We start from the raw sequence: 21,298 nt of genomic DNA, 5'->3' as shown, positions 1-21,298 counted from the left end.
GCTGGGTGGAGAGCGTGATGCAGGAGATCGACGCCGAGGCGGCCGCTCGGCTGCGCCGCGTCGTCGTGCGCCTCGCGCGGACCCTCAACGGGTCCGCCGTCGCCGAGGGGCTGAGCCCGACCCAGGCCTCGATCCTCGCGACGATCGGGTTCCGGGGCCCCATGCAGCCCGCCGCGATCGCGGAGGCCGAGGGCGTCAACCCGACGATGCTCTCCCGGATGCTCACCAAGCTCGACGAGCGCGGGCTCATCCGCCGCCTGCCGCACCCCGGTGACCAGCGGGCCGTGCTGGTCGAGGCCACCCCGGCGGGGCAGCAGACGTGCGACCGCATCCGGGCCGCGCGGACCGAGATGGTCAAGGAGCTGCTGCGGGAGCTGCCGCCGCACTACGTGCGAGCGGTGCTGGATGCCCTGCCGGCGTTGGAGGCGATGGCGGGGTTGGAGCAGAGGAGCTGATCCGCGCAGGCTTCGCTGTGCACCGGGCCGGGGTTCTGCGGGCCCTCCGGCCATCAGCGCAGCGTCGAGCCCGCGTCCACCGGCAGGCTCACCCCGGTCACGTACCTGGCCTCGTCCGACGCCAGGAACAGCACGGCGTTGCTCACGTCCACCGGGTCGACCCACGGCACCGGCAGGGCGTTCATGGCCCGGTGGCGCTCCCGCACGTCGTCGCGACCGGGGTTCGCCAGGTCCGGCCGGAACAGGGCCCACATCGCCGGGTTCTGGACCATGTCGGTGTCGACGCCGGTGGGGTGGACGCTGTTGACGCGGATCTCCCTCGGCGCGAGCTCCACCGCGAGCGCGCGCATCAGCCCGACCAGGCCGTGCTTGGCGGCCACGTAGTGGGCGAGGTTGGGGCGGGCCCGTAGGCCGGCGGCCGAGTTCGTCAGCACGATCGACGCGCCCGGTCCGAGGTGCGGCAGCGCGGCCCGCACCGTGTTCCAGACGCCGGTGAGGTTGACGTCGAGCACGTCCCGCCACATCGCGTCGGTCAGCTCCGCGACGGGCGCGAAGCTGAGGATGCCGGCGTTGGCGCACACGACGTCGAGCCGGCCGAGCTCGGCCACCGCGGCGTCGACGGCGGCGCTGAGCGCAGCCCGGTCGCGCACGTCGGCCTGCGCGGTGACGACCTCGCCGCCGCGGGCGCGGACAGCCGCGGCGGTCTCCTCCAGGTCGTCCGGGGTCGCGAGCGGGTAGGGCACCGTGCCGATCGGCGCGCACATGTCGATCGCGATCACGTCGGCGCCCTCCTCGGCCAGACGCAGCGCGTGGCTGCGGCCCTGGCCGCGGGCCGCGCCGGTGATCAGCGCGACCCGGCCGGCCACCCGGCCGGTCACCCGCCGGACCCCGGGGAGGTCATGCGGACGGCCGAGAAGTCGTAGTCGCCCAGGACGGACACGCTCACCGGGTGCGTGACGTGCGGGGCGTCGGCCTCCACGTAGCCGGGGAAGCACACCGGGATGATCGGCGGTCCGCTCGCGGCCACCTCCGCGACGAGCCGCTGGATCGGCTCCTTGCGCACCGCCACGTCCGCCGTCCGGCGGGCCTGCGCCACCAGCTCCTGCCCGCCGGGCGGGTTGAACCGGCCGGGGTTGAACACACCGCCGGGCAGGTAGAAGTCGGTGAGGAACGTCGTCGGGTCGGGGCGGCCGGACTCGTACTGCCCGCCGACGGCGTCGAAGTTGCCGGACTGGCGCAGCGCGGTCAGCGACGGGTTGTCCCGGATGTCCAGCTTCACCCGCACGCCGATCTCGGCGAGCTGACCCTGCACCGCCTCGGCGAGCCGCTGGAACGTCGTGATGTTGGACGCGGACAGGGTGAACTCGAAGCCGTCCGGCAGCCCGGCCTCGGCCAGCAGCGCCCGCGCCCGGTCGCGGTCGTAGGCCGCGGCGCCGCCGTCGGGCGAGGCGGCCCAGTAGCCGTCCGGGTAGGGCTGGTCGGCGACGGCGCAGTGCCCGCCGTAGAGGGTCTCGGAGAGCTGCGCGCGGTCGAGGGCGAGGTTGAGGGCTTGGCGCACCTGAGGCTTGGCGAACTCCGAGCGGCTGGTGTTGAGCAGCACTGCGTGGACGGCGGTCCGCGGGAAGATCGTCGTCTTCAGCCCGGCGCTCTCGGCCTGCTCGATCTGGGTCGGGAACAAGAACGACGAGTCGAGCTGCCCCGAGCGCAGTGCGGCGAGCCGGGCGGTGTCGTCGGGGAAGCCGTGGATCTCGATGCCGTCCAGCTCGATCGCGGCGGCGTTCCAGTACCCGTCCCACTTCGCGTACGTCGTGCGGCCGCCGGTGAGCTCGGTGAGCCGGAACGGGCCGGCGCCGACCGGGTTGGTGGCCAGGTCGGGGCTGTCCAGGTGCCCGGGGGAGATCATCATGCCGGTCTCGCCCGCCAGCACGCCCAGCATGTGACCGCCCGGGGACCGCATGTGCAGCACGACGTGGGTCGGGTCGACGACCTCGACGCGGTCGAGCTCGGTGAGCGTGCGCGCCACCAGCGTGCCCGGCTCCTTGGCCGCCTCCAGGTTGGCCCGCACGGCCTCGGCGTCGAACGGCGTGCCGTCCTGGAACGTGACGCCCTCGCGCAGCGTGAGCGACAGCCGCAGTGCGTCGGGGGAGAGCTCCCAGGCCGTGGCGAGGCCGGGCGCGTAGCCGCCGTCCGCGGTCGACTTGATCAGGGTGTCGTACAGCGGCGAGAGGAAGATGTTGTACGCCGGTGGGCTGACGCGCGGATCGAGCGTCACCGGGTCACCGCCGAACCCGACCCGGAAGACCACCGGCTCGTCGGCGGCCCCGGAGGAGCAGCCGGTCACCGCCAGGAGCAGCGCGAGGACCGTCACCGCGCCCGATCTCCGCCACAAGTGCGCCATGAGACCACTCCTCCGGGGCCATGGGCAAGATCATGATAACGAATATCGGACAACGCGTCCGATATCAGAGATCGTAGGGCGCTGACGCCGGCGGCGGAAGCCTCGATGTCGGCCGGGGTGGGACCGTTGACCTGAGCTCAACGAAGTGTGGACACCTTGTCGCCGAACTGTCGGTGTGACCGGCCTTACGCTCGGCGCAGCCGTCAGCGGCCCGATCCGTCCTTCCGCAGGCCGGAGCCCCCGCACCCGCCGGCCTGCTGTGCGTCAACGTCGACAGGAGCACCCGCATGCCACTGCCGCTCGAGGGGATCCGCGTCCTCGATCTCGGGCACCACGTCGCCGGGCCACTGGCCGCGACGATGCTCGCCGACCAGGGGGCCGAGGTCGTCCGCATCGACCGGCCGGGCGCCGGCTCGCCGCCGACCGATGCCTTCTACCAGCGCGGCAAGCGCCGCATCACGCTCGACCTGACCGATCCTGACGACCGCCAGGTCGCCCGCGGTCTCGCCCTGCGCTCCGACGTCGTCGTCGAGAACTTCCGCCCCGGCGCGCTCGACCGCTTCGGTCTCGGCTACGAGCAGCTGCACGACGTCGCCCCCGGGCTGGTCTACCTGTCGCTGCCCGGGTTCGCCCCGGACGACCCGCGCGCGGGTGTGCGGGCGTGGGAGGGCGTCGTCGACGCCGCCACCGGAAACTGCAGGGTCCGCGCGGGGGAGGAGCCGGAGGGCCACGATCCCGACCGGCCGACGTACTCCGCGGTGCCGATCGCGTCGAACTTCGCGGCGTTCCTCGGCGTCGTCGGCACTGTCGCCGCGCTGATCGAGCGCCGCAGGTCGGGCCGCGGCCAGCACGTGTCGGTGCCCCTGTTCGACGCGATGTTCGAGGCCATCGGCGCGGCCGGCGCGTACGTGACGGCGCACGGGCTGCCCCCGGCGCCGCCGCTGCGCGCCAACGGCAGCGGCACCTACCGGTGCGCCGACGGGGCCTATGCGCAGTTCAACCCGATCGGCGCGACCCGGCGGTTCGTCACCTGGTTCCTGCACGAGGCCGGGCACCCCGAGCTGGCCGTCGGTGCTGACGAGGACGAGCTGCGCGCTCGGCTCACGGAGCTGTTCGCCTCGCGACCGGCGGCGGAGTGGGAGGAGATCGGCCACGCGGCCGGGGTGCCGCTGTGCCGCATCCGCACCTCGCAGGAGTGGCTGCGCACCCCGCACGCCCGGGAGTCCGGTGCCGTGGTCCGGCTCGCCGACCCCGAGCTCGGCGAGACCCTGGTGCCCGGCCCGGCGGTGCGGTTCGGCCCGCCCGGGGCGTCCGGTCCCGACGTGCGCCCGCGGCGCCTGCCCGACGCCGACCGCGACGAGCTGCTCGCCGAGGTCGCCGGCCCCCCACCGGCCCCGTCCGTCCCGGCGAACGGCGGGACCCGTCACCTGCCCCTCGCGGGCGTGCGCGTGCTCGATCTGACCCAGATCCTGGCCGGGCCGAGCAGCGGTCGCATCCTCGGCGAGCTGGGCGCGCACGTCACCAAGATCAACGCGCCGCAGCGGCGGATCGCCGCCCACGGCGTGGTGAACCGCGGCAAGGAGACCGTGCTGCTGGACGTCACCACGGACGAGGGCAAGGAGGTGTTCTGGAAGCTCGTCGACGAGGCCGACGTCATCGTCCAGAACTTCCCGCCGGGCGTCGCCGACCGCTACGGCATCGGCTACGGCGCGGTGCGGGCCCGCCGCCCGCAGATCGTGCACGTGTCGGTGAGCTGCTACGGCGGCGAGGGTCCGTGGGCGCGCGGCCGGGGCTACGAGACCCAGGCCCAGGCCGTGACCGGAGTGATGGCGCGCGCCGGCGGCACCGGCAAGCCGGCCGTGCTCGGCCCGTACAACCTGCTCGACTACGGCACCGGTGTGCTCGCCGCCTACGCCGCAGTGCTCGGCCTGCACCACCGCGCGGCCACCGGCGAAGGGCTGGAGCTGCGCACGTCGCTCGTGCAGACCGCGTCCCACCACCAGGGCCTGTTCATGGTCGACTTCGCCGGCGCTCGGCACGGCGGCGAACCCGCCGGCCCGTACGCCCTCGGCGAGGCCGACCACCAGCGCTTCCACCGGGCCGCCGACCGCTGGCTGTACGTGCACGCGCAGTCGCCGGAGGAGCTGGCCGCCGCCCTCGGCGCCGACGGTGGGGACGTGGCCGCGGTGATCGCCGGCCGGTCCGCGCGGGACGTCGTGGAGGAGCTGGTCGCGGCCGGTATCGGCGCCCACGAGGTGGTGGAGCTCGACGAGCTGATGGTCGACCCGCAGGTCCGCCGGCGCGGCCTGAGCGTCACCCAGGTGTCCGAGGAGGTCGGCGAGGTCACGATGCCCGGCCTCGCGATCACGATGTCGGCCACGCCGCCGCGGCTGGGGGCCCCGGTCCGCCAGCCCGGTGCCGATGCGATCCAGGTGCTGGACCGCATCGGGCTCGCCGACGCCGTTCCCGAGCTCGAACGGCGCTGGGTCCTGCAGACGACCCACCTCCCAGCGGGATGGAGGACATGAGGACCCGGTTGCTCGGTGCGCTGCTGGCCGTCGTGCTGGCGGTCACCGCGTGCGGCGGATCCGGTGCGGATGGCGGGGACGGGACTGCGCGGCTGCGGATGGCCATCGCCGCGGTCCCGGCGTCGCTGGATCCGCGCACGTCCTCGCCGTACGACGCCCTCTACGTCGGGCTGCTCTACGACTCGCTCATCCGGCGCTCGCCCGACGGCACGTTCCAGCCGGGGCTCGCCACCGAGTGGGCGTTCTCGGAGGACATGAGGGTGCTCGAGCTGACCCTGCGCGACGGGGTCCGCTTCCAGGACGGCACCGAGTTCGACGCGGCCGCGGTCAAGGCGAACCTCGACGCCGCGCTCGCCCGGCCGACCAACTTCACCAACCACCTGTCCAACCTGGAGGGCGTCGACGTCGTCGATCCCCGCCACGTGCGGTTGCGGCTGTCCAGCCCCGGCGTGCCGCTGCTCGGGATCCTGTCCGGTGAAGCCGGCATGATCATCAGTCCGAAGGCGCTCGCCACGCCGGACCTCACCCAGTCCCCGGCGGGCACCGGTCCGTTCACGCTCGACCAGTTCGTCGGCACCGAGCTGAGCTTCACCACGTGGGACGGCTACTGGGACGCGGCGAACATCCCGCTGCCCGGGCTCGACCTCACGGTGTTCCTCGACGAGACCGCGCGCCTGCGCTCCCTGCGCTCCGGCCAGGTCGACGCGGCGGTGATCATGCCGAACCAGGTCGCCGAGGCCCGAAGCGCCGGGCTGGAGGTCACCGGCGCGCGCACCGCCGACTTCTTCGGCCTCATCCTCAACACCGGGAAGGCGGAGTTCGCCGAGCCGAAGGTCCGTCGGGCGATGATGCAGGCCATCGACCGGCCGGCACTGGCCAAGAACCTCTTCGGCGACGGGTGCTACCCGACCGCGCAACCGTTCCGTCCCGATGACTGGGCGTACGCACCGGGCATCGACGAGCGACCCGCGGCCAGGTACGACCCGGCGCGCGCCCGGCAGCTGCTCGCCGAAGCCGGGTACGCGGACGGGTTCTCGTTCGAGATCCAGACCAACACGATGAACACCTGGGTCCAGATGGCGACCATCCTGCAGTCGCAGTTCCGCGACATCGGGATCACGGTCGAGCTGCGGCCGATGGAGAACGTCCAGTTCGTCACCGCTCGGCGCAACGGCGAGTTCGAGGCGACGCTGTCGACGTACCAGTCCGCGCGGCCGGACCACAGCGAGTTCATCAAGACGTTCTACCTGTCGGGCGGGTTGTTCAACCCGGGTGGGTACGACCTGCCGGGGGTCGCGGAGCTGCTGGCGGAGGTCACGTCGAACACGGATCCGCAGGCGCGCGAGGCGGCCGTGCACGAGATCATGACCGCGATCCTGGACGACGGACCGCCGGTGCTGCCCATCTGCACGCGGACCACCTACTACCCGCATCGGGCCGGGGTGCACGGGCTGACGGTGTCGCCGATGTTCGATCCGAACCTGGCGTGGGTGACGGTGGATGCGCGGTAGGCCGGGGGCGCATTCGAGGGCACTGCCGTAGGACAGCGCCGAGGCCGAGGGATGACGGGGGTGGGCGGGTCCGGGTGCTCCTCGCCGCCCACGCACGAGCTGGTCCGGGTGGCCTTGACGAGGCTCCGGGGCGGAGGTTGGGTGGATCACGTGGCTGGTGGCGTCGAGTCCCTCCCCGTGGTCGATCTCTCCCGGTTCCGGGCCGGACCGGGAGAGCGGGCGGCGTTCCTGGACGAGCTGCGGTCCGCCGCGCACGACGTCGGGTTCTTCTACGTCAGCGGGCACGGGGTGCCGCCCGCGGTGACGCGGGAGATCGAGGAGCTCGCCCGGCGGTTCTTCGCGCTGCCGCTGGAGCAGCGGCTGGAGATCGAGAACGTGCACTCGCCGCAGTTCCGCGGGTACAGCCGCACGGGGACCGAGCACACCGGTGGGGCGGCCGACTGGCGCGAGCAGATCGACGTCGGGCTGGAGCGGCCCGCGGTGACGCCGGGGCCGGACGATCCGGACTGGGTGCGGTTGACGGGGCCGAACCAGTGGCCGTCGGCGCTGCCCGAGCTGCGGCCGGCGGTGCTGCGGTGGCAGGCCGAGATGCTGCGGGTCAGCCAGGAGGTCCTGCGGGCGCTGGCGGCGTCGCTCGGGCAGGACGAGGGGTACTTCGACGCGTGGTTCGACGATGAGTCGGCGATCCACCTCAAGATCGTCCACTACCCGGGGCGGCCGGCGCCCGACGTCGAGCAGGGGGTCGGCGCGCACAAGGACTACGGCTACCTGGCACTGCTGCAGCAGGACGACGTCGGCGGGCTGCAGGTCGAGACCGCGGACGGGCGCTGGATCGACGCGACGCCGCTGCCCGGCGCGTTCGTGGTGAACATCGGCGAGATGCTGGAGATCGCCACGCAGGGCTATCTGACGGCCACGCGGCACCGGGTGATCAGTCCGCCGCCCGGGGTGGACCGGTACTCGATCCCGTTCTTCCTGGCGCCGCGGCTGGACGCGGTGGTGGAGCCGCTGCAGCTGCCGGCCGAGCTGGCCGCCCAGGCCCGCGGGGTGAGCAACGACCCCGACAACCCGCTGCTGGCCCACTACGGCGAGAACGCGTTGATCGGGTGGCTGCGGTCGCATCCGCGCGTGGCTGAGCGGCACTGGGCGGACGTACTGGCCGGGCGCGGCTGAACCGCAGGTCGGGGCGCTCGCCGACCTTGCGCCGGCCATAACTGCACACAGTTTGCGGCCGGATCGAGGAGGATCTGATGCTCGGCTGCGATTACTGGCTCGTCCGCTCGCACCCGTGTCCGCAGACGTCGGCCGAGGACGTCGCGACCGTCGCCGGCGAGCACGTCTCGTGGTTGTTGGAGCTGGAGTGGGACGGCGTCGTGGTGATGTCCGGTCCGCTGGTCGAAGGGCCCGGCGTGCGGCCGGGATCCGGGGTGGCGGTGCTGTGCGCCGCCGAGGCGGACGAGGCCGGCCGCATCGCCGAGCAGGATCCGTTCGTCCGCCCCGGTCTGCGGACCTTCGAGCTCTACCGCTGGCGGGTCAACGAGGGATCGATCGCGGTCACGGTGGAGCTTCGGCCGGTGCGGTCCACTGGCGCTGACGAAAGGTGGATGCACATGTCCACGGTGGGAGTGATCGGGCTCGGCCGGATGGGCCTGCCGATCGCCGTCAACCTGGTCGAACGCGGCTTCCCGGTGGTCGGCTACCGCCGGCACCCGACCCCGGAGGTCACCGAGGCGGGCGTCCAGCTCGCCGGCTCCCGGCGGACGCAGCGGCGCGGTCCGGCGTGCTCCTGTCGATCCTGCCCGGCATCGCCGAGGTGCGGGAGGTCGTGCTCGGGCTGAACGGCACGCTGCAGGAGCTGCGGCCCGGCACCGTGCACATCGAGATGAGCACCATCGACGTCGAGGAGGAGGCCGAGGCCCGCGACCGCGTGCAGGAGGCGGGCGGCGACCTGCTCGACGCCCCGATCAGCGGTAGCCCGAGCATGGTCGGGCCACGGATGGCCACCACGTTCGCGTCCGGCGCCCCCGAGAGCATCGACGCGGTGACCGACGTCCTCACCGCGATCTCCGGGCCGTGGGTGAAGGCCGGCGCGTTCGGCCAGGGCGCCCACTTCACCTACATCGCGAACCTGCTGCTCGCCGTGCACACGGTCGCAGCGGCTGAGGCGTTCGCGCTGGCCCGCCGCTGCGGGCTGGACCTCGAGCTGGTGCAGCGCACGATCGACGAGTCGATCGGTGGGTCGATGGTGTTCCGCCGGTTCGGTCCGCGGATGCGCGCCCGCGAGGGGGAACCGCCCCGGGCCCATCGAGACCCCGCACGCGATCACCGACCAGATCGCCGAGCACGGGCGCCGCTGCGGTGTCCGCACCCCGACGTTCGGCGCGGCCCGGCAGGTGTCCGTCCTACCGGTGCACGGTGCGGGTGCCGGGCCCGTCCTCCTCGATGCCGAACGCCAGCACCTTCGTCGGGCGGATCCGGATGATCCCCGGCGGCGCGCCGGGCACGATCGCGTCGCCGGGCTCGTCCGGCAGCACCTCGGCGGTGCCGCGCACCTCGATGGAGCGGGGCCGCCACGGCGGCAGCACGTCGTCGACGACCAGCGCCGCCCGGCCGTCGCGCAGGACGTTGCGCCACTTCTGGGTCTTCGGGTTGGCGCGCCCGGCGATGTCGATCGCGCCGGTCACCGGGTCGACGGCGAACGCGACCGGGCGGACCTGCGGCGCCCCGTCGGGGCCGATCGTCGCGAGTCGGGCGAGTCGCTGCTCCTGCAGGTAGGCGAGCTCTGCGGCGGTGAACGGTGAGCTGGTCATCGACATGGTCGCCAGCTTCGCGGTTGAACCCGGATCGAGGTCAACGGCCGCGGATCACGTCGATCATCGCGGTCCACCCCGACGTGCCGTGCCCGGCTGCGATCGTGCGGTCGTAGAGCGACTTCACGGCCGCCGGCAGGGCCGGGTCGATGCCGGTCTCCTCGCTCGCGGCGACGATGTGGCAGGCGGTGGCGCCCATCATCGCGGCGGACGCGGCCTCGCCGGGATGCTCGCCGGTGTCGAACGCCTCCGCGGTGCCGTCGAGGTAGTACGTCAGGGTCTCGGTGAACTCCTTCGCGTACGGGAAGAACGTGGCCGCGTCGACGCCCGCGCTGCCCACCAGCGCCGCAGCGTGCGCGTACGCGGCGAGGAAGGTGAGGAAGACGTCGAGCAGCGCCTGGTAGTACAGCTGCGCCAGGGCCGGGTCGGCGCCGCGGTAGTCCGGGCGGCCGATCACCCGCAGCGTGTCGGCGTGCGCCTCGAACGCCTCCGCGGGACCGCTGTAGAACACCATCGCCTCGGGCGTGCCCACCAACTCGGCGGGCACCATCACCCCACCGGCGACGAGCTGCGCGCCGCGCTCGGCCAGCCACTGCGCAGCGGCCCGCGTGCGGCCCGGTGAGTCGGAGCTGAGGTTCACCACCACGCGCCCGCGCAGCACGTCCTGCGCCGGGCCGAGCACGTCGTACATGGCCTGGTAGTCGGTGAGGCTGAGGATCACCAACTCGTTCGCCGCCACCGCCTCGGCCGGCGTGGCCGCGCGGACCGCACCCGCGGTGACCAGGTCGTCGGCCCGGGACGCGGTCCGGTTCCAGACCGTGACGCGGTGGCCGGCCGCCAGCAGCACACGCACCATCGCCTGCCCCATCGGGCCGAGGCCGATGAACGTCAGCGACGCCATCACGCCACCTCCTCCGCGGTGATCACCTCGACGAGGGCGGCGAGATCGTCGCCGCCGTCGCCGTCGTCGATCCGGCGCTGCATGACGGGCACGAGCGGGGCGATCAGCTCGGCGCTCACGCCCTGCTCGCGCGCGGCGCGCACGAGGTTGCGCACCGCCGTGACCTGCATGGTCAGCGCGGCGTCGACGTCGTCGGCGTAGGCGCGGGCGTCGATCCGGCGCGCCGCATCGGCGGGGAACCCGCCCATCGCGGTCAGCCAGCCCACGAGGCGGGGCAGGAACTCGGTCGCGGTGACCCCGGCCGAGCGCACCAGCGCGAACGCGTGCAGCACCCCAGCCACCTGCCCGTACATCGCGCTCAGGAGCGCGGCGTCCTGCAGTGACGCAGCACCCGGGTCGGCACCGACGTAGTCCGCCGCGCCGAACACCTCGAGCACGGGGCGGTGGGTGTCGAACGCGCCGCGCGAGCCGCTGTAGAGGACGGACGCGTCGGGCGTCCCGATCATCGACGGCACGGCGAGGACCGCGCCGTCGAGGTGGTCGCCGCCGCGCTCGGCCACCCGTGCGTCCAGCTCCCGGGCCTGCCCCGGGGTGCCGCTGGTCAGGTTGACGACGATCCGCCCGGTGAGCTCCTGCCCGTCCAGCACGGCGTGCACGGAGGTGTGGTCGAGGAGGCAGACGACGATCAGCCGGCTCGCGGCGATCGCCTCGGCCGTCGCGGCGGCGACGGCGGCCCCGCGCTGCGCGGGCCCGGCCGTGCGGGCGGGGGAGCGGTTCCAGACGGTGGTGGGGTGGCCGGCGGCGAGCAGCGCCTCGGCGAGGGCCGTGCCCATCGCGCCCAGCCCCAGCACCGTGACTGCGGACTTGCCCAGATCGGTCATGCCCCGCACGGTGCCCGCCCGCGCGCACGGATCGCTGACGGTCGGCGCACGGCGCTACGGTCGGGACCGTGCGATTCGGGGTGCTGGGCCCGCTGGCGGTGTGGACCGGCGACGGCCGTCCGGTGCCGGTGCCCGAACCGAAGGTGCGGACGTTGCTCGCCTGCCTGCTCGTGGAGCCCGGCCGCGTCGTGTCCGCCGACCGCCTCGCCCAGGACCTGTGGGGGGAGCGGCAGCCCCGTGATCCCGCGAACTCGCTGCAGACGAAGGTGTCGCAGCTGCGCCGCGCCCTGGAGGGCGCCGAACCGGGCGGTCGCTCGCTCGTCTTCCACCAGCCACCCGGCTACCTGCTCCGCGTCGAGCCCGGCAGCGTGGACGCGCAGCGGTTCCGCGACCTCGCCGCACGCGCCGCGGTCGCCGCCGATCCCGCGCAGCGCGCGGCGCTGCTGGCCGAGGCGCTCGGCCTGTGGCGGGGACCGGCACTGGCCGGTTTCGCGGACGAGCCGTTCGCGGTGGCGACGGCCCGCCGCCTCGACGAGGAGCGCGTGGTCGCGCAGGAGGCGTGGCTGCAAGCGCGGCTCGACCTCGGCGAGCACGCTGCGGTCCTCGGCGAGCTGACCGACCTCGTCGCCCGGCACCCTCTGCGGGAGGGTCTGCGGGCGCTGCACATGCGCGCGCTCTACCGCAGCGGCCGGCAGAGCGAGGCCCTCGCCTCCTACGCCGACCTGCGGCGCAGGCTCGCCGACGAGCAGGGGCTCGACCCGAGCCCCGAGCTGGCCGCCCTGCAGCGGGCGATCCTGGACCACTCCCTCGATCCGGCACCACGCGCTGCGGCACCACACGGTCCGGTACCACGCGGTCCGGCACTGCTCGATCCACCACCGCGCGAGCGGTCGAACCTGCCGGCCGCGCTGACCGAGCTCGTCGGGCGGGACCGGGCGATCGCGGCGGTGCGGGACCGGATCGGCGAGTCCCGGCTGGTCACGCTCACCGGCCCGGGCGGGGTCGGCAAGACCAGCCTGGCGCTCGCGGCCGCGCGCGACACCGAGGACGCGTGGCTCGTCGAGCTCGCCCAGCTCCCGGTGGGCGCCAGAGACGACCAGGTGGTCGCCGTCCTCGCCGCGACCACGGGGATCCGCGCGGCCACGGCTGAGCGGCTCGCTGCGGCGCTGGGCGAGCGCCGGGTCCTGCTCGTGCTGGACAACTGCGAGCACGTCGTCGATCCGGTCGCGCGCGTCGCGGCCCGCCTGCTCCGCGCGGCGCCGCAGCTGCGCGTGCTGGCCACCAGCCGGGAACCGCTCGGGGTGGAGGGCGAGGTGCTCTGGCACGTCCCGCCCCTGGAGGTCCCCGGTGCGGAGGCGTTGCGGTCCGCCGACGCCGGCGTGCTCGCCCGTTTCCCCGCCGTGCGGATGTTCGTCGCCCGAGCGACCGCTGCGGTGCCCGGGTTCGTCCTCGACGCCGGCAACGCCCGCACCGTCGCGACGATCTGCAGCCGCCTCGACGGGATCCCGCTCGCGCTCGAACTGGCCGCCGCGAAGCTGCGCGCGCTCGGCCCCGAGGAGCTGCTGCGCCGCCTCGACGACCGCTTCCGCCTGCTGACCACCGGACGCCGGGACGCGCCGGTCCGCCAACGCACCCTCCGCGCGGTGATCGACTGGAGCTGGGAGCTGCTCTCCGACACCGAGCGCACCGTGCTGCGCCGGCTCGCCGTCACCACCGGCGGCTGCAGCCTCGCCGCGGCCGAGGCCCTGTGCGCACCGGACGGCCTCGCCTCAGCCGACGTGCTCGATGCGATCTCCTGCCTGGTCGATCGGTCGCTCGTCGTCGCGGTCCCGGGCCCGGCGGGGGAGCCGCGCTACCGACTGCTGGAGTCGGTCGCGGCCTACGGGCGGGAACGCGCGGCCGAGGCGGGCGAGCTCGCCGGGCTGCGCCGCCGCCACCTCGACCACCACCTCGCCTCGGCGGAACGGTCCGCCTCCGGGCTGCGCGGCGCCGCGCAGCGGATGTGGCTGGACCGCCTCGACGCCGACGCCGCGAACCTGCGCGCCGCTCTCGACACCGCGGTCGAGCGGGGCGCGGCCGAGCCCGCGCTGCGGCTGGTCCTCGCGCTGACCTGGTACTGGTTCCTGCGCGGCCGCCTCGCCGAGGGCATCCGCGCGCTGAAGACGGCGCTGGACCTGCCGGGCGGGCCCGCAGCGCGGCGCGGAGCCGCCGCGGCCTGGCTGGCCGGGTTCGGTGCGCTGGCTGGAGGCCCGTCGGCGGTCGACCCGGCGGTGCTCGACGAGATCCCCGATCCCGCGCTCCGCGACGAGGCCGCGTGGTTCCTCGGCTACGTCCTCACGACGCTGGGGGACATGCCGGCGGCCAGGAGGCTCACCGAGCGGGCGCTCGCCGGGTTCCGGTCCCGCGGCGACCTGTGGGGGACCGCGGCCGCCACGACCGACCTGCTCACCCAGCGCATGGGCCAGGGTGACCTGCCGCACCCCCGGGAAGCCGAGCAGTGCATGCGCGAGTTCACCGCGCTCGGCGACCGGTGGGGCGAGCTGCAGGCGGCGTTCGTCCGCGGCAACCTCGCCGAGATCGCCGGGGACTACGCCACCGCCACCGCACTCTTCGAGCGCGGCGTGCGCACCGCAGAGGGGCTGGGCCTGTGGCCGGAGGTCAGCTACCAGCTGTCGTGGCTCGGCCGGATCGCGCTGCTGGTCGGGGACGCACCCCGCTGCCGCGACCTGCACGAGCGGGCGATGCGGGTCGCCGTCGAGCACGGCTTCAAGGCGGGGGAGGTGTTCGCCGAGACCGGGCTCGCCCTGCTGGCCCGCCGCACCGGCCGCCTCGACGATGCGGAGCGCCATCTCCGTTCGGTGCGCAGCTGGCACGACCGCGACGGCTTCGAGGCGGCGAGCACCCTGATCCGCGCGGAGCTGGGCTTCGTCGCGGAGCTGCGCGGCGACGCCGCCGCGGCCGAGGACCTCCACCGATCCGGCCTCGAGCTGGCTCGGCGCCTCGGCGATCCACGGGCCGTCGCGCTCGGACTGGAGGGCCTGGCCGGAGCCGCGGCGCTCGCCGGCGACCACGTGCGCGCCGCCCGCCTGCTCGGCGCGGCCGCGCGGACCCGGGAATCGGTCGGCAGCCCGCTGCCCCCGGCCGAACGGGGCGACGTCGACCGGATCACGGCGGCCGTCACCGCCGCGCTGGGTGCCGAGAGGTTCGCCCAGGAGTACGCGCGGGATCCGGAGGAGGCGGCCGCCGTCGCGGAGTGAACGGCGGAGAATGCCCGGGACCGGTCGACGTCGGAGGACACATGCGGCGCATCATCTGCACGGACTTCACCGAGCCCCCGGTGCTGGAGGTCGTCGAGGGCCCGACGCCCGAGCCCGGACCGGGTGAGGTGCTGCTCGACGTCGGCGCGGTCGGTCTGAGCTTCGTCGACGGCCTGATCGTCCGCGGTGGCTACCAGCTGCGCCCGCAGCTGCCGTTCACGCCCGGTAGCTGTGTGGTCGGCCGGGTCTGCGCCGTCGGGGAGGGCGTCGATCGGGCCCGCATCGGTACGCAGGTCGCGACCGTGCTCGCGCAGTTCGGTGCCTGCGCCACCCACGTCACCGCATCGGATGGGGGCGTCGTCCCGCTCCCCGCCGGCGTCGATCCCGACGTGGCCGCCGCGGCGATGGAGAGCTACCTGACGCTGGTGTTCGCCACCACCCACCGCATCCCGATCGAGCCCGGCGAGGACGTCGTCGTCCTCGGCGCCGGCGGCAGCATCGGCCGGGCCGCGATCGACGTGGCCCGCAGCCTCGGGGCCCGGGTGATCGCCGTCGCCTCGACGCAGGAGAAGCGCGCGGTGGCCGAGGCGGCCGGGGCCGAGGTGACGCTCGGCTACGCGGACCTCAAGGACGCGATCCGGCAGGTGACCGGCGGCGGGGCGGACGTCGTCATCGACCCGGTGGGCGGACCGGCCGCCGAGAGCGCGCTGCGGGCGCTCGGCGCGGGCGGCCGGTTCTGCGTCGTCGGCTTCGCCTCCGGCGAGATCCCGCGCCTGCCCATGAACATCGTGCTGCTGCGCAACCGGACGATCATCGGAGTCGACTGGGGTGACTGGACGCGCGAGGGCGGCCGCGCGGAGGGCAACGCGGCACTGATCGCCGACTTCTTCGGCCGCGTCGCCCGCGGCGAGCTCCACCCCGCGAAACCGGTCGCCGTGTCGCTGGAGGAGGCGGTCCACGTCCTGAGGGAGATCGGTGTGCGCAGCCGGTCGGCGATCACGTACGTCCTCACGCCCTGAGCTCGCTCACCGCGATGGGCGCGCCGTCGCCGGGACGAGGAACGACACCGTCGTCCCCGACTCCCCGGGGTGCACGGTGACCTCCTCGGCGATCCGCCGCACCACCACCAGCCCGAGCCCGCCCGGCCGCACCCCGGGCGCGGGCACCCGCCAGTGGCCGTGGTCCCGCACGACCGCGCGCACCCCGCGCGACCGTTCCCGCGCCAGTTCCAGCTCGATCCGCCCCGGCTCCGCGTCGTGGTAGGCGTGCTCGATCGCGTTGGTCACCGCTTCGCCGATCGCGAGCTGCAGGTCCGTGACCTGGTGGGTGGGCAGCCCCGCGGTGGTCGACCACGAGTCGATCAGCCTGCGGATCTCGGCGAGGGACCCGGGCAGCGCGGGCACGGTGGTGCGGGCCGGGGCGGGGAGCCAGCGCAGCACCACGAACGCCACGTCGTCGCCCGGCGCGTTCTCGCCGACCAGCTCCTCCAGCACCGCGTCGGCGATGTCCTCGACCGGCCGGTGCCGGCGCGCCTCGACGATGCCGCGCAGCCGTTCCAGGCCGACGTCGATGACCTCACCGCGCCGCTCGACCAGGCCGTCGGTGTAGGCGACGAGCACGCTGCCGGGCGCGATCCGCCGGCTCGCCTGGGCGTACGGTCGCCGCCCGCGCACACCGAGGACGACGCCCGAGCCGTGCTCGAGGAAGCTGCTCCCCTCGGGTTCGACGAGCATCAGCGGCGGGTGCCCGGCGCCCGCCCACACGATCTCCCCGGTCTCCCGGTCGAGCGTGAGGCAGATGCACGTGCTGCCCATCGCCGCCGGCTGGCGGGAGGCGAAGCGGTCGACCCGCTCCAGCGTCGCGGCGGGGGAGCGGCCGTCGAGCAGGTAGCCGGTGGCAGCGGCGGAGAGCCTGCCCATCACGGCCGCGGCCCGCGGCCCGTGCCCGACCACGTCGCCGATCACCAGCGCGACGTGCCGCTCGTCCAGCTCCAGCACGTCGTAGAAGTCGCCGCCGGCCTGAGTGTTCAGCGCACCCGGTCGGTAGCGGGCGACGCTGTCGATGTCGTCCAGATCCGGCAGCCTGCCGGGCAGGAGGCTGCGCTGCAGGACCTCCGCCACCTCGTGCTCGGTCTCGCGCAGCCGGGCCCGGTCCAGCGCCTGGGCGTACAGCTCGGCCCGCACCAGCAGCGCCGCGCGGGCGGCGGGCTCCAGCTCGACCGGCTCGGCGAAGGAGAACGCGAACGCGCCGACGACGGACCCGGCCAGCGCCAGCGGGATCGCCACCTGCCCGGGCAGGCTCGACTCCGCCCCGTCCGCGCCGGTGGCCCCGGCCCGCCAGATCGGCGTGCCGGTGCGCACCACCTCGGCGAGCGGGTGGGGCGAGCCCGGCGCCAACCGCAGGGACCGGTCGGTGGGACGGCCGGGGGCGGACAGCACCCGCAGCCCCTCGCCGTCGGCCATCACGACGGCCGCGGCGGCCGCGCCCATCGCCAGGCAGGCCTCGACGATCACGGCCGCGACCCGCGCCGGGCTCTCGGTGAGCGACAGGGCCGCCACCAGCGCGCCGGACTCCTCGGCCTGACGGCGGGCGAGGCTCTCCGCTGCGAGCAGCCCGGCCCGGTCGAGCGCCTGCGCGCACTGGTCGGCGAGCGCCTGCACCGCGCTCGCCCGGTCGTCGTCGAGGCGCTGCTCGTCGGAGTACCCGATCACGACCGCGCCGACGACGTGGTCACCGACCCGCAGCGGCACCCCGCCCATCGTCGCGACACCGCAGCGCGCGACCAGCTCGGCCTCCTCGGCGGAACGCGCTTCCCACGCGGCCCGGCCGGCCACCCAGATCCGTTGCCCGCCGCGGACGAGCTCGTCGACGAGCAGCGGCGTGCTGCCCCACAGCTCGTCCGGGAAACCGGACACGGCCAGGGTCGCCGGATCGCCGCCGCGCAGCTCCCACACCGCGACCATGCGGGCGTCGAGCAGTGCCGAGAACTGGGTGACGGCGACGGCGGCGACGTCCGCGGGCGTGGCGGCGGCGGACAGGTCCCCGGTCGCGGCCTGCAGGACCGCGAGCCGGCGGCTCGTGGCCCGCTCCCGCTCCAGCAGCGCCACGTTGTCCAGCGCTGTCGCCGCGCGCTCGCTGATCTCGGTCATCAGCGCGAGATCGGTGTCGTCGAACGCCGGCGCGGTGCCGGCGCGGCCGCCGGTGAGCAGCCCGATCGTCTGCCCGCGGGTGCGCAGCGGCACCACGGAGTGGCTGTGCAGGCCGAGATCCCGCAGCTGCCGGCGCATCTCCTGCTGACGCGGATCAGGGTCCCGGCCGGCGATCATCGCGTCGTCGAACGGGCCGGCGCGGCCCAGCTCCGGGATTGCCGGGTCGTCCGGGAACCACCACGGATCCAGCTGCTCCAGCAACCGCTCCATGCCCTCGGTGGTGGCGGCCGCCGCGACCGGCCGGCCGCTGGTGACGTCGCCGGGCCGGTCGAACGCGATCAGCCGGGCGGTGTCGACCAGGCCCTCGTCGACGAGGGTCCGCACGAGCAGCTGGCGGCGGTGGTCGAGGGTCGTGGCGAGGTCGAGCACGGTGCCGACGACGGCGAGCAGCCGCTGGCGTTCCCGGTCGCGCTGGCGATCGTCGATGTCGAGGCAGCCGCCGACGAACCCGGACGAGCCGTCCTCCAGCGTGAACGGGGCGCCGCGGTCGAGGACCCAGCGGTAGCGGCCGTCGTCGCGGCGCAGCCGGTACTCGATCTCGAACGGGGTGCGCCGGTCCTCGGCCTCGGTGCGGACCGCCGCGTAGCGCTCCCGGTCGTCGGGGTGGATGCGGTCCTGCCAGCCGGTGCCGATGGCAGCGCCCAGCGCGCGCAGCGACCGGGTGCCGCCGGGTGGTTCCTCGCCGACGAACCGCGACCAGGCGGCGTTGGCCAGCACGCGTTTGGCGCCCGGCCCGTCGATCCAGATCATCGTCGGGACCGCGTCGGCCATGTTCGAGAACCAGCGCTCGGTGTTGCGGCGCAGCCGGGTCAGCTCGATCCGCGCCGCGACCCTGGCCCGCAGCTCCACCGCCGAGAACGGCTTGACCAGGTAGTCGTCGGCGCCTGCGGCGAGCCCGTCCAGCGCGGACTCCTGACCGGCGCGCGCGGACAGCAGCAGCACCGGCACCGCCGAGGTGGTCGGGTCCGCTCGCAGCTTCGCCAGCAGCTGGAAACCGTCGATCCCGGGCAGCATCACGTCGCTGACGACGAGGTCCGGCACGTCGGCCCGCGCGGCCACGAGCGCTTCCGTGCCGGTGGCGGCCGCGGTGACGCGGTGGTCGGCCGACAGCAGCCGGGCGACGTAGTCGCGCATGTCGGCGTTGTCGTCGACGACGAGGACGTGGGTGCGATCCTGGACCGGGTCGGGGAGGTCCGGGTGCTCGGGCAGCCAGCGCAGCACCTCCGCCACGTACGGTGCGGCGAGATCGGAGCTGCAGGCGGCCGGGGCGGTGGGATGATCGACGACCTGCTCGGGCGGCAGGTGCGCCGAGCCGCTGGGCAGCCAGACCCGGAACGTCGTGCCGGTGCCGACCGTCGAGGTCACCTCGACCCGGCCGCCGTGCAGCTCGACCAGCTCCTTGATCAGGGCCAGCCCGATGCCGCTGCCCTCCGCCGACCGGCCCCGCGCGCCCGGGACCTGGTGGAACCGCTCGAACAGCCGGTTCAGCTCGTCCGGGGGCACCCCGACGCCGGTGTCGGCGATCTCGAGGACGATCCCGGCAGCGGACCCGTCGGGGTGCGGGCCGAGCCGGACCCGGATCCCGCCCTCCAGGGTGAACTTCACCGCGTTGGAGAGCAGGTTGAGCACGACCTTCTCCCACATCGTCCGGTCCACCCAGACCGGCCCGTCCAGCGGGGTGCTCTCCAGCCGCAGGTCCAGCCCGGCCCGGCGGGCGGCCGCGTCGAACATCGCGGTCAGCTCGGCGGTCAGTCCCACCAGGTCGACCGGCTCGAACCGGGCGTCGATCCGGCCGGCCTCGATGCGCGAGAACTCCAGCAGGTTGTTGACCAGCTTCTGCAGCCGCAACCCGTTGCGGTGGACCATCTCGACGTCGCGCAGCAGCTGCGGATCTCCGGCGATCGCCGGTGCGGCGCGCAGTTCCTCCAGCGGCCCCAGCATCAGGGTCAGCGGGGTGCGGAACTCGTGGCTGGTGTTGGAGAAGAACGTCGTCTTGGCCCGGTCGAGCGCCGCGAGCTCCTCGGCGCGGCGCCGCTGAGCTTGGTAGGCGCGCACCCCGACCAGCGCGGACACGATCTGGTTGGCCGCCAGCTCGACGAAGCCCCGGTAGGCGTCGTCCCACGGGCGCAGTGGGTTGAGGCCCACGACGAGCACGTCCCGCGGTGCGTCGGGGGAGTCGCCGCGAGTGCCGAGCCCGACGACCGCGGCCTGCCGTGTCGGGTGGTCCCACGGGCCCGACGGCAGGTCCGGGAAGGCCGCGTCGAGCCGGTCGACGAGCACCGCCCGGGCGGTGGGGATCCCGTCCGGGATCCAGGTCGAGAGCGCGGCCGCGGGATGGTCGGTGGGCAGGCCGACCGAGCGGGCGAGCACCGGGGGGCCAGCACCGTCGTGCAGGTAGAGGAGTGCGAACGGGACGTCGAGCGGGTTGGCAGCGAGGGTCCGCGCGGTCACCTCGGTCACCTCGGAGGTGCTGCGCTGCGCGGTGAGCGCGGTGGCGAGATCGCGCAGGGTGGCGGTCCGGCGGGCGGCCAGCACCCGCTCGGTCGTCTCGGTGACGACGCAGAGGAACCCGGCGACCGCGTCGGACTCGTCGCGCAGCGGGCTGTAGGAGAACGTGTGGTAGGTCTCCTCGGGGGAGCCGCTGCGCTCCAGCACGAGCCGGAGGTCCTCGTCCCAGGTCGCGACGCCGGTGCGCAGCACGGACTCGATCCGCGGCTCGACCTCGTCCCACACCTCCGCCCACACCTCGCGGGCCGGGCGGCCCAGCGCCCACGGGTGCTTGGCCTGCAGCGTGTCGTGCTGGTAGGCGTCGTTGTAGAAGAACGCCAGCTCCGGCCCCCAGCCGACCCACATCGAGAACCGCGAGCTCAGCAGGATGCCCACGACGTTGCGCAGAGCCGGGCTCCACGTCGACGGCGGGCCGACCGGGGTGGCGGCCCAGTCGTGGTCCGCCATCACCCGGGCGAGCAGCGATCCCCCGGAGAAGAGCGGATCTCCGGCGAGGTCAGCCATCCGTCTGCCGGACCGCGACGTGCTTGTCGAGCCCGCTGATGGCGAGCACCCGCGCGACGATGCCGCCCGCAGGCACGACGATCTCGCGCAGCACGTCGGCGTGCTCGAAGACGGCCTTCACCGCCGCGCTGTCGAAGTAGCTGGCCGCGGTCAGGTCGAGCACCGTCCCGGACGCCGTGCGGGCCGCGCTGCCGAGCGCCGCCCGCAGCTGCCCCACCGTCGCGAGGTCCACCTCCCCGTCCACGACGACGGTCGCGGTTCCGTCGCCTGCGGGAACGGTGCTGATGGACAAAGACATCGGGATCCTTCGACGAGCGGGCAGTGCGGGAACCGTGA

General features: G+C 74.5%; 15 protein-coding genes. 8 read left to right on the top strand and 7 right to left on the bottom strand.

The genetic code is table 11. The annotated features are described in order from the left end of the window. The first annotated feature begins 17 nt into the window (after window positions 1-17). The gene (locus BUE41_RS21915) at window positions 18-455 is read left to right on the top strand and encodes a MarR family transcriptional regulator (RefSeq protein WP_073459051.1); all 438 of its coding nucleotides are present in this window, start codon (window positions 18-20) and stop codon (window positions 453-455) included. Between the two features lie 53 nt (window positions 456-508). Here the strand turns inward: BUE41_RS21915 and BUE41_RS21910 are convergent, their stop codons facing one another. Together BUE41_RS21910 and BUE41_RS21905 are read right to left on the bottom strand one after the other, a co-directional pair. Beyond that, entirely contained in the window at window positions 509-1,333 is an 825-nt protein-coding gene (locus tag BUE41_RS21910) for a mycofactocin-coupled SDR family oxidoreductase (RefSeq protein ID WP_073459050.1), read from the bottom strand. Next, a complete protein-coding gene (locus tag BUE41_RS21905) occupies window positions 1,330-2,853 on the bottom strand; it encodes an ABC transporter substrate-binding protein (protein ID WP_084755573.1) in 1,524 nt (507 codons plus the stop codon). Before BUE41_RS21905 ends, BUE41_RS21910 begins: the two co-directional genes overlap by 4 nt. A 287-nt stretch (window positions 2,854-3,140) precedes the next feature. Here BUE41_RS21905 and BUE41_RS21900 point away from each other — a divergent pair, with 287 nt between their 5' ends. From BUE41_RS21900 to BUE41_RS21880, 5 genes are all read left to right on the top strand, one after another. Beyond that, window positions 3,141-5,381, top strand: coding sequence for a CaiB/BaiF CoA transferase family protein (locus BUE41_RS21900; protein WP_073459048.1), 2,241 nt, complete (start codon window positions 3,141-3,143; stop codon window positions 5,379-5,381). After that, complete coding sequence (locus BUE41_RS21895; RefSeq protein WP_159444948.1) at window positions 5,378-6,892, top strand: ABC transporter substrate-binding protein; 1,515 nt, start codon at window positions 5,378-5,380, stop codon at window positions 6,890-6,892. The genes BUE41_RS21900 and BUE41_RS21895 overlap by 4 nt, the downstream gene beginning before the upstream one ends. A gap of 141 nt (window positions 6,893-7,033) precedes the next feature. Then, window positions 7,034-8,065 (top strand): isopenicillin N synthase family dioxygenase, encoded by a 1,032-nt coding sequence (locus tag BUE41_RS21890; protein ID WP_234997472.1) that lies wholly within the window; start codon window positions 7,034-7,036, stop codon window positions 8,063-8,065. A 77-nt stretch (window positions 8,066-8,142) separates the two neighbouring features. Next, the gene (locus tag BUE41_RS21885; RefSeq protein WP_073459046.1) at window positions 8,143-8,730 is read left to right on the top strand and encodes a YciI family protein; all 588 of its coding nucleotides are present in this window, start codon (window positions 8,143-8,145) and stop codon (window positions 8,728-8,730) included. Continuing rightward, entirely contained in the window at window positions 8,673-9,374 is a 702-nt protein-coding gene (locus BUE41_RS21880) for an NAD(P)-binding domain-containing protein (protein WP_073459045.1), read from the top strand. The genes BUE41_RS21885 and BUE41_RS21880 overlap by 58 nt, the downstream gene beginning before the upstream one ends. Here the strand turns inward: BUE41_RS21880 and BUE41_RS21875 are convergent. Genes BUE41_RS21875 through BUE41_RS21865 form a run of 3 tightly spaced genes read right to left on the bottom strand, consistent with a single transcriptional unit; the run spans window position 9,295 to window position 11,484 of the window. Next, entirely contained in the window at window positions 9,295-9,702 is a 408-nt protein-coding gene (locus tag BUE41_RS21875) for a PPOX class F420-dependent oxidoreductase (RefSeq protein ID WP_084755617.1), read from the bottom strand. The two genes, BUE41_RS21880 and BUE41_RS21875, sit on opposite strands and share 80 nt — an antisense overlap. Before the next feature lie 40 nt (window positions 9,703-9,742). Then, entirely contained in the window at window positions 9,743-10,603 is an 861-nt protein-coding gene (locus tag BUE41_RS21870; protein WP_073459043.1) for an NAD(P)-dependent oxidoreductase, read from the bottom strand. Further along, on the bottom strand, window positions 10,603-11,484 hold the full coding sequence (locus BUE41_RS21865; protein ID WP_073459042.1) for an NAD(P)-dependent oxidoreductase: 882 nt from the start codon (window positions 11,482-11,484) through the stop codon (window positions 10,603-10,605). The genes BUE41_RS21870 and BUE41_RS21865 overlap by 1 nt, the downstream gene beginning before the upstream one ends. Window positions 11,485-11,552: 68 nt before the next feature. Between BUE41_RS21865 and BUE41_RS21860 the strand changes: the two genes are divergently transcribed. Both BUE41_RS21860 and BUE41_RS21855 read left to right on the top strand, forming a co-directional pair. After that, window positions 11,553-14,741 (top strand): AfsR/SARP family transcriptional regulator, encoded by a 3,189-nt coding sequence (locus BUE41_RS21860; protein ID WP_073459041.1) that lies wholly within the window; start codon window positions 11,553-11,555, stop codon window positions 14,739-14,741. Window positions 14,742-14,782: 41 nt separating this feature from the next. Beyond that, complete coding sequence (locus BUE41_RS21855; protein ID WP_073459040.1) at window positions 14,783-15,760, top strand: NADPH:quinone oxidoreductase family protein; 978 nt, start codon at window positions 14,783-14,785, stop codon at window positions 15,758-15,760. Between the two features lie 6 nt (window positions 15,761-15,766). On the opposite strand, the gene BUE41_RS21850 is transcribed toward BUE41_RS21855, so the two are convergent. Continuing rightward, complete coding sequence (locus tag BUE41_RS21850; protein ID WP_073459039.1) at window positions 15,767-20,962, bottom strand: SpoIIE family protein phosphatase; 5,196 nt, start codon at window positions 20,960-20,962, stop codon at window positions 15,767-15,769. Next, window positions 20,955-21,260, bottom strand: a complete 306-nt coding sequence (locus BUE41_RS21845; RefSeq protein ID WP_073459038.1) for an STAS domain-containing protein — start codon at window positions 21,258-21,260, stop codon at window positions 20,955-20,957. Before BUE41_RS21845 ends, BUE41_RS21850 begins: the two co-directional genes overlap by 8 nt. Window positions 21,261-21,298 lie beyond the last annotated feature (38 nt).

This window comes from Pseudonocardia thermophila, assembly GCF_900142365.1.
Lineage (GTDB): Bacteria > Actinomycetota > Actinomycetes > Mycobacteriales > Pseudonocardiaceae > Pseudonocardia > Pseudonocardia thermophila.
This window is presented reverse-complemented; position numbering and strand designations above follow the sequence as displayed.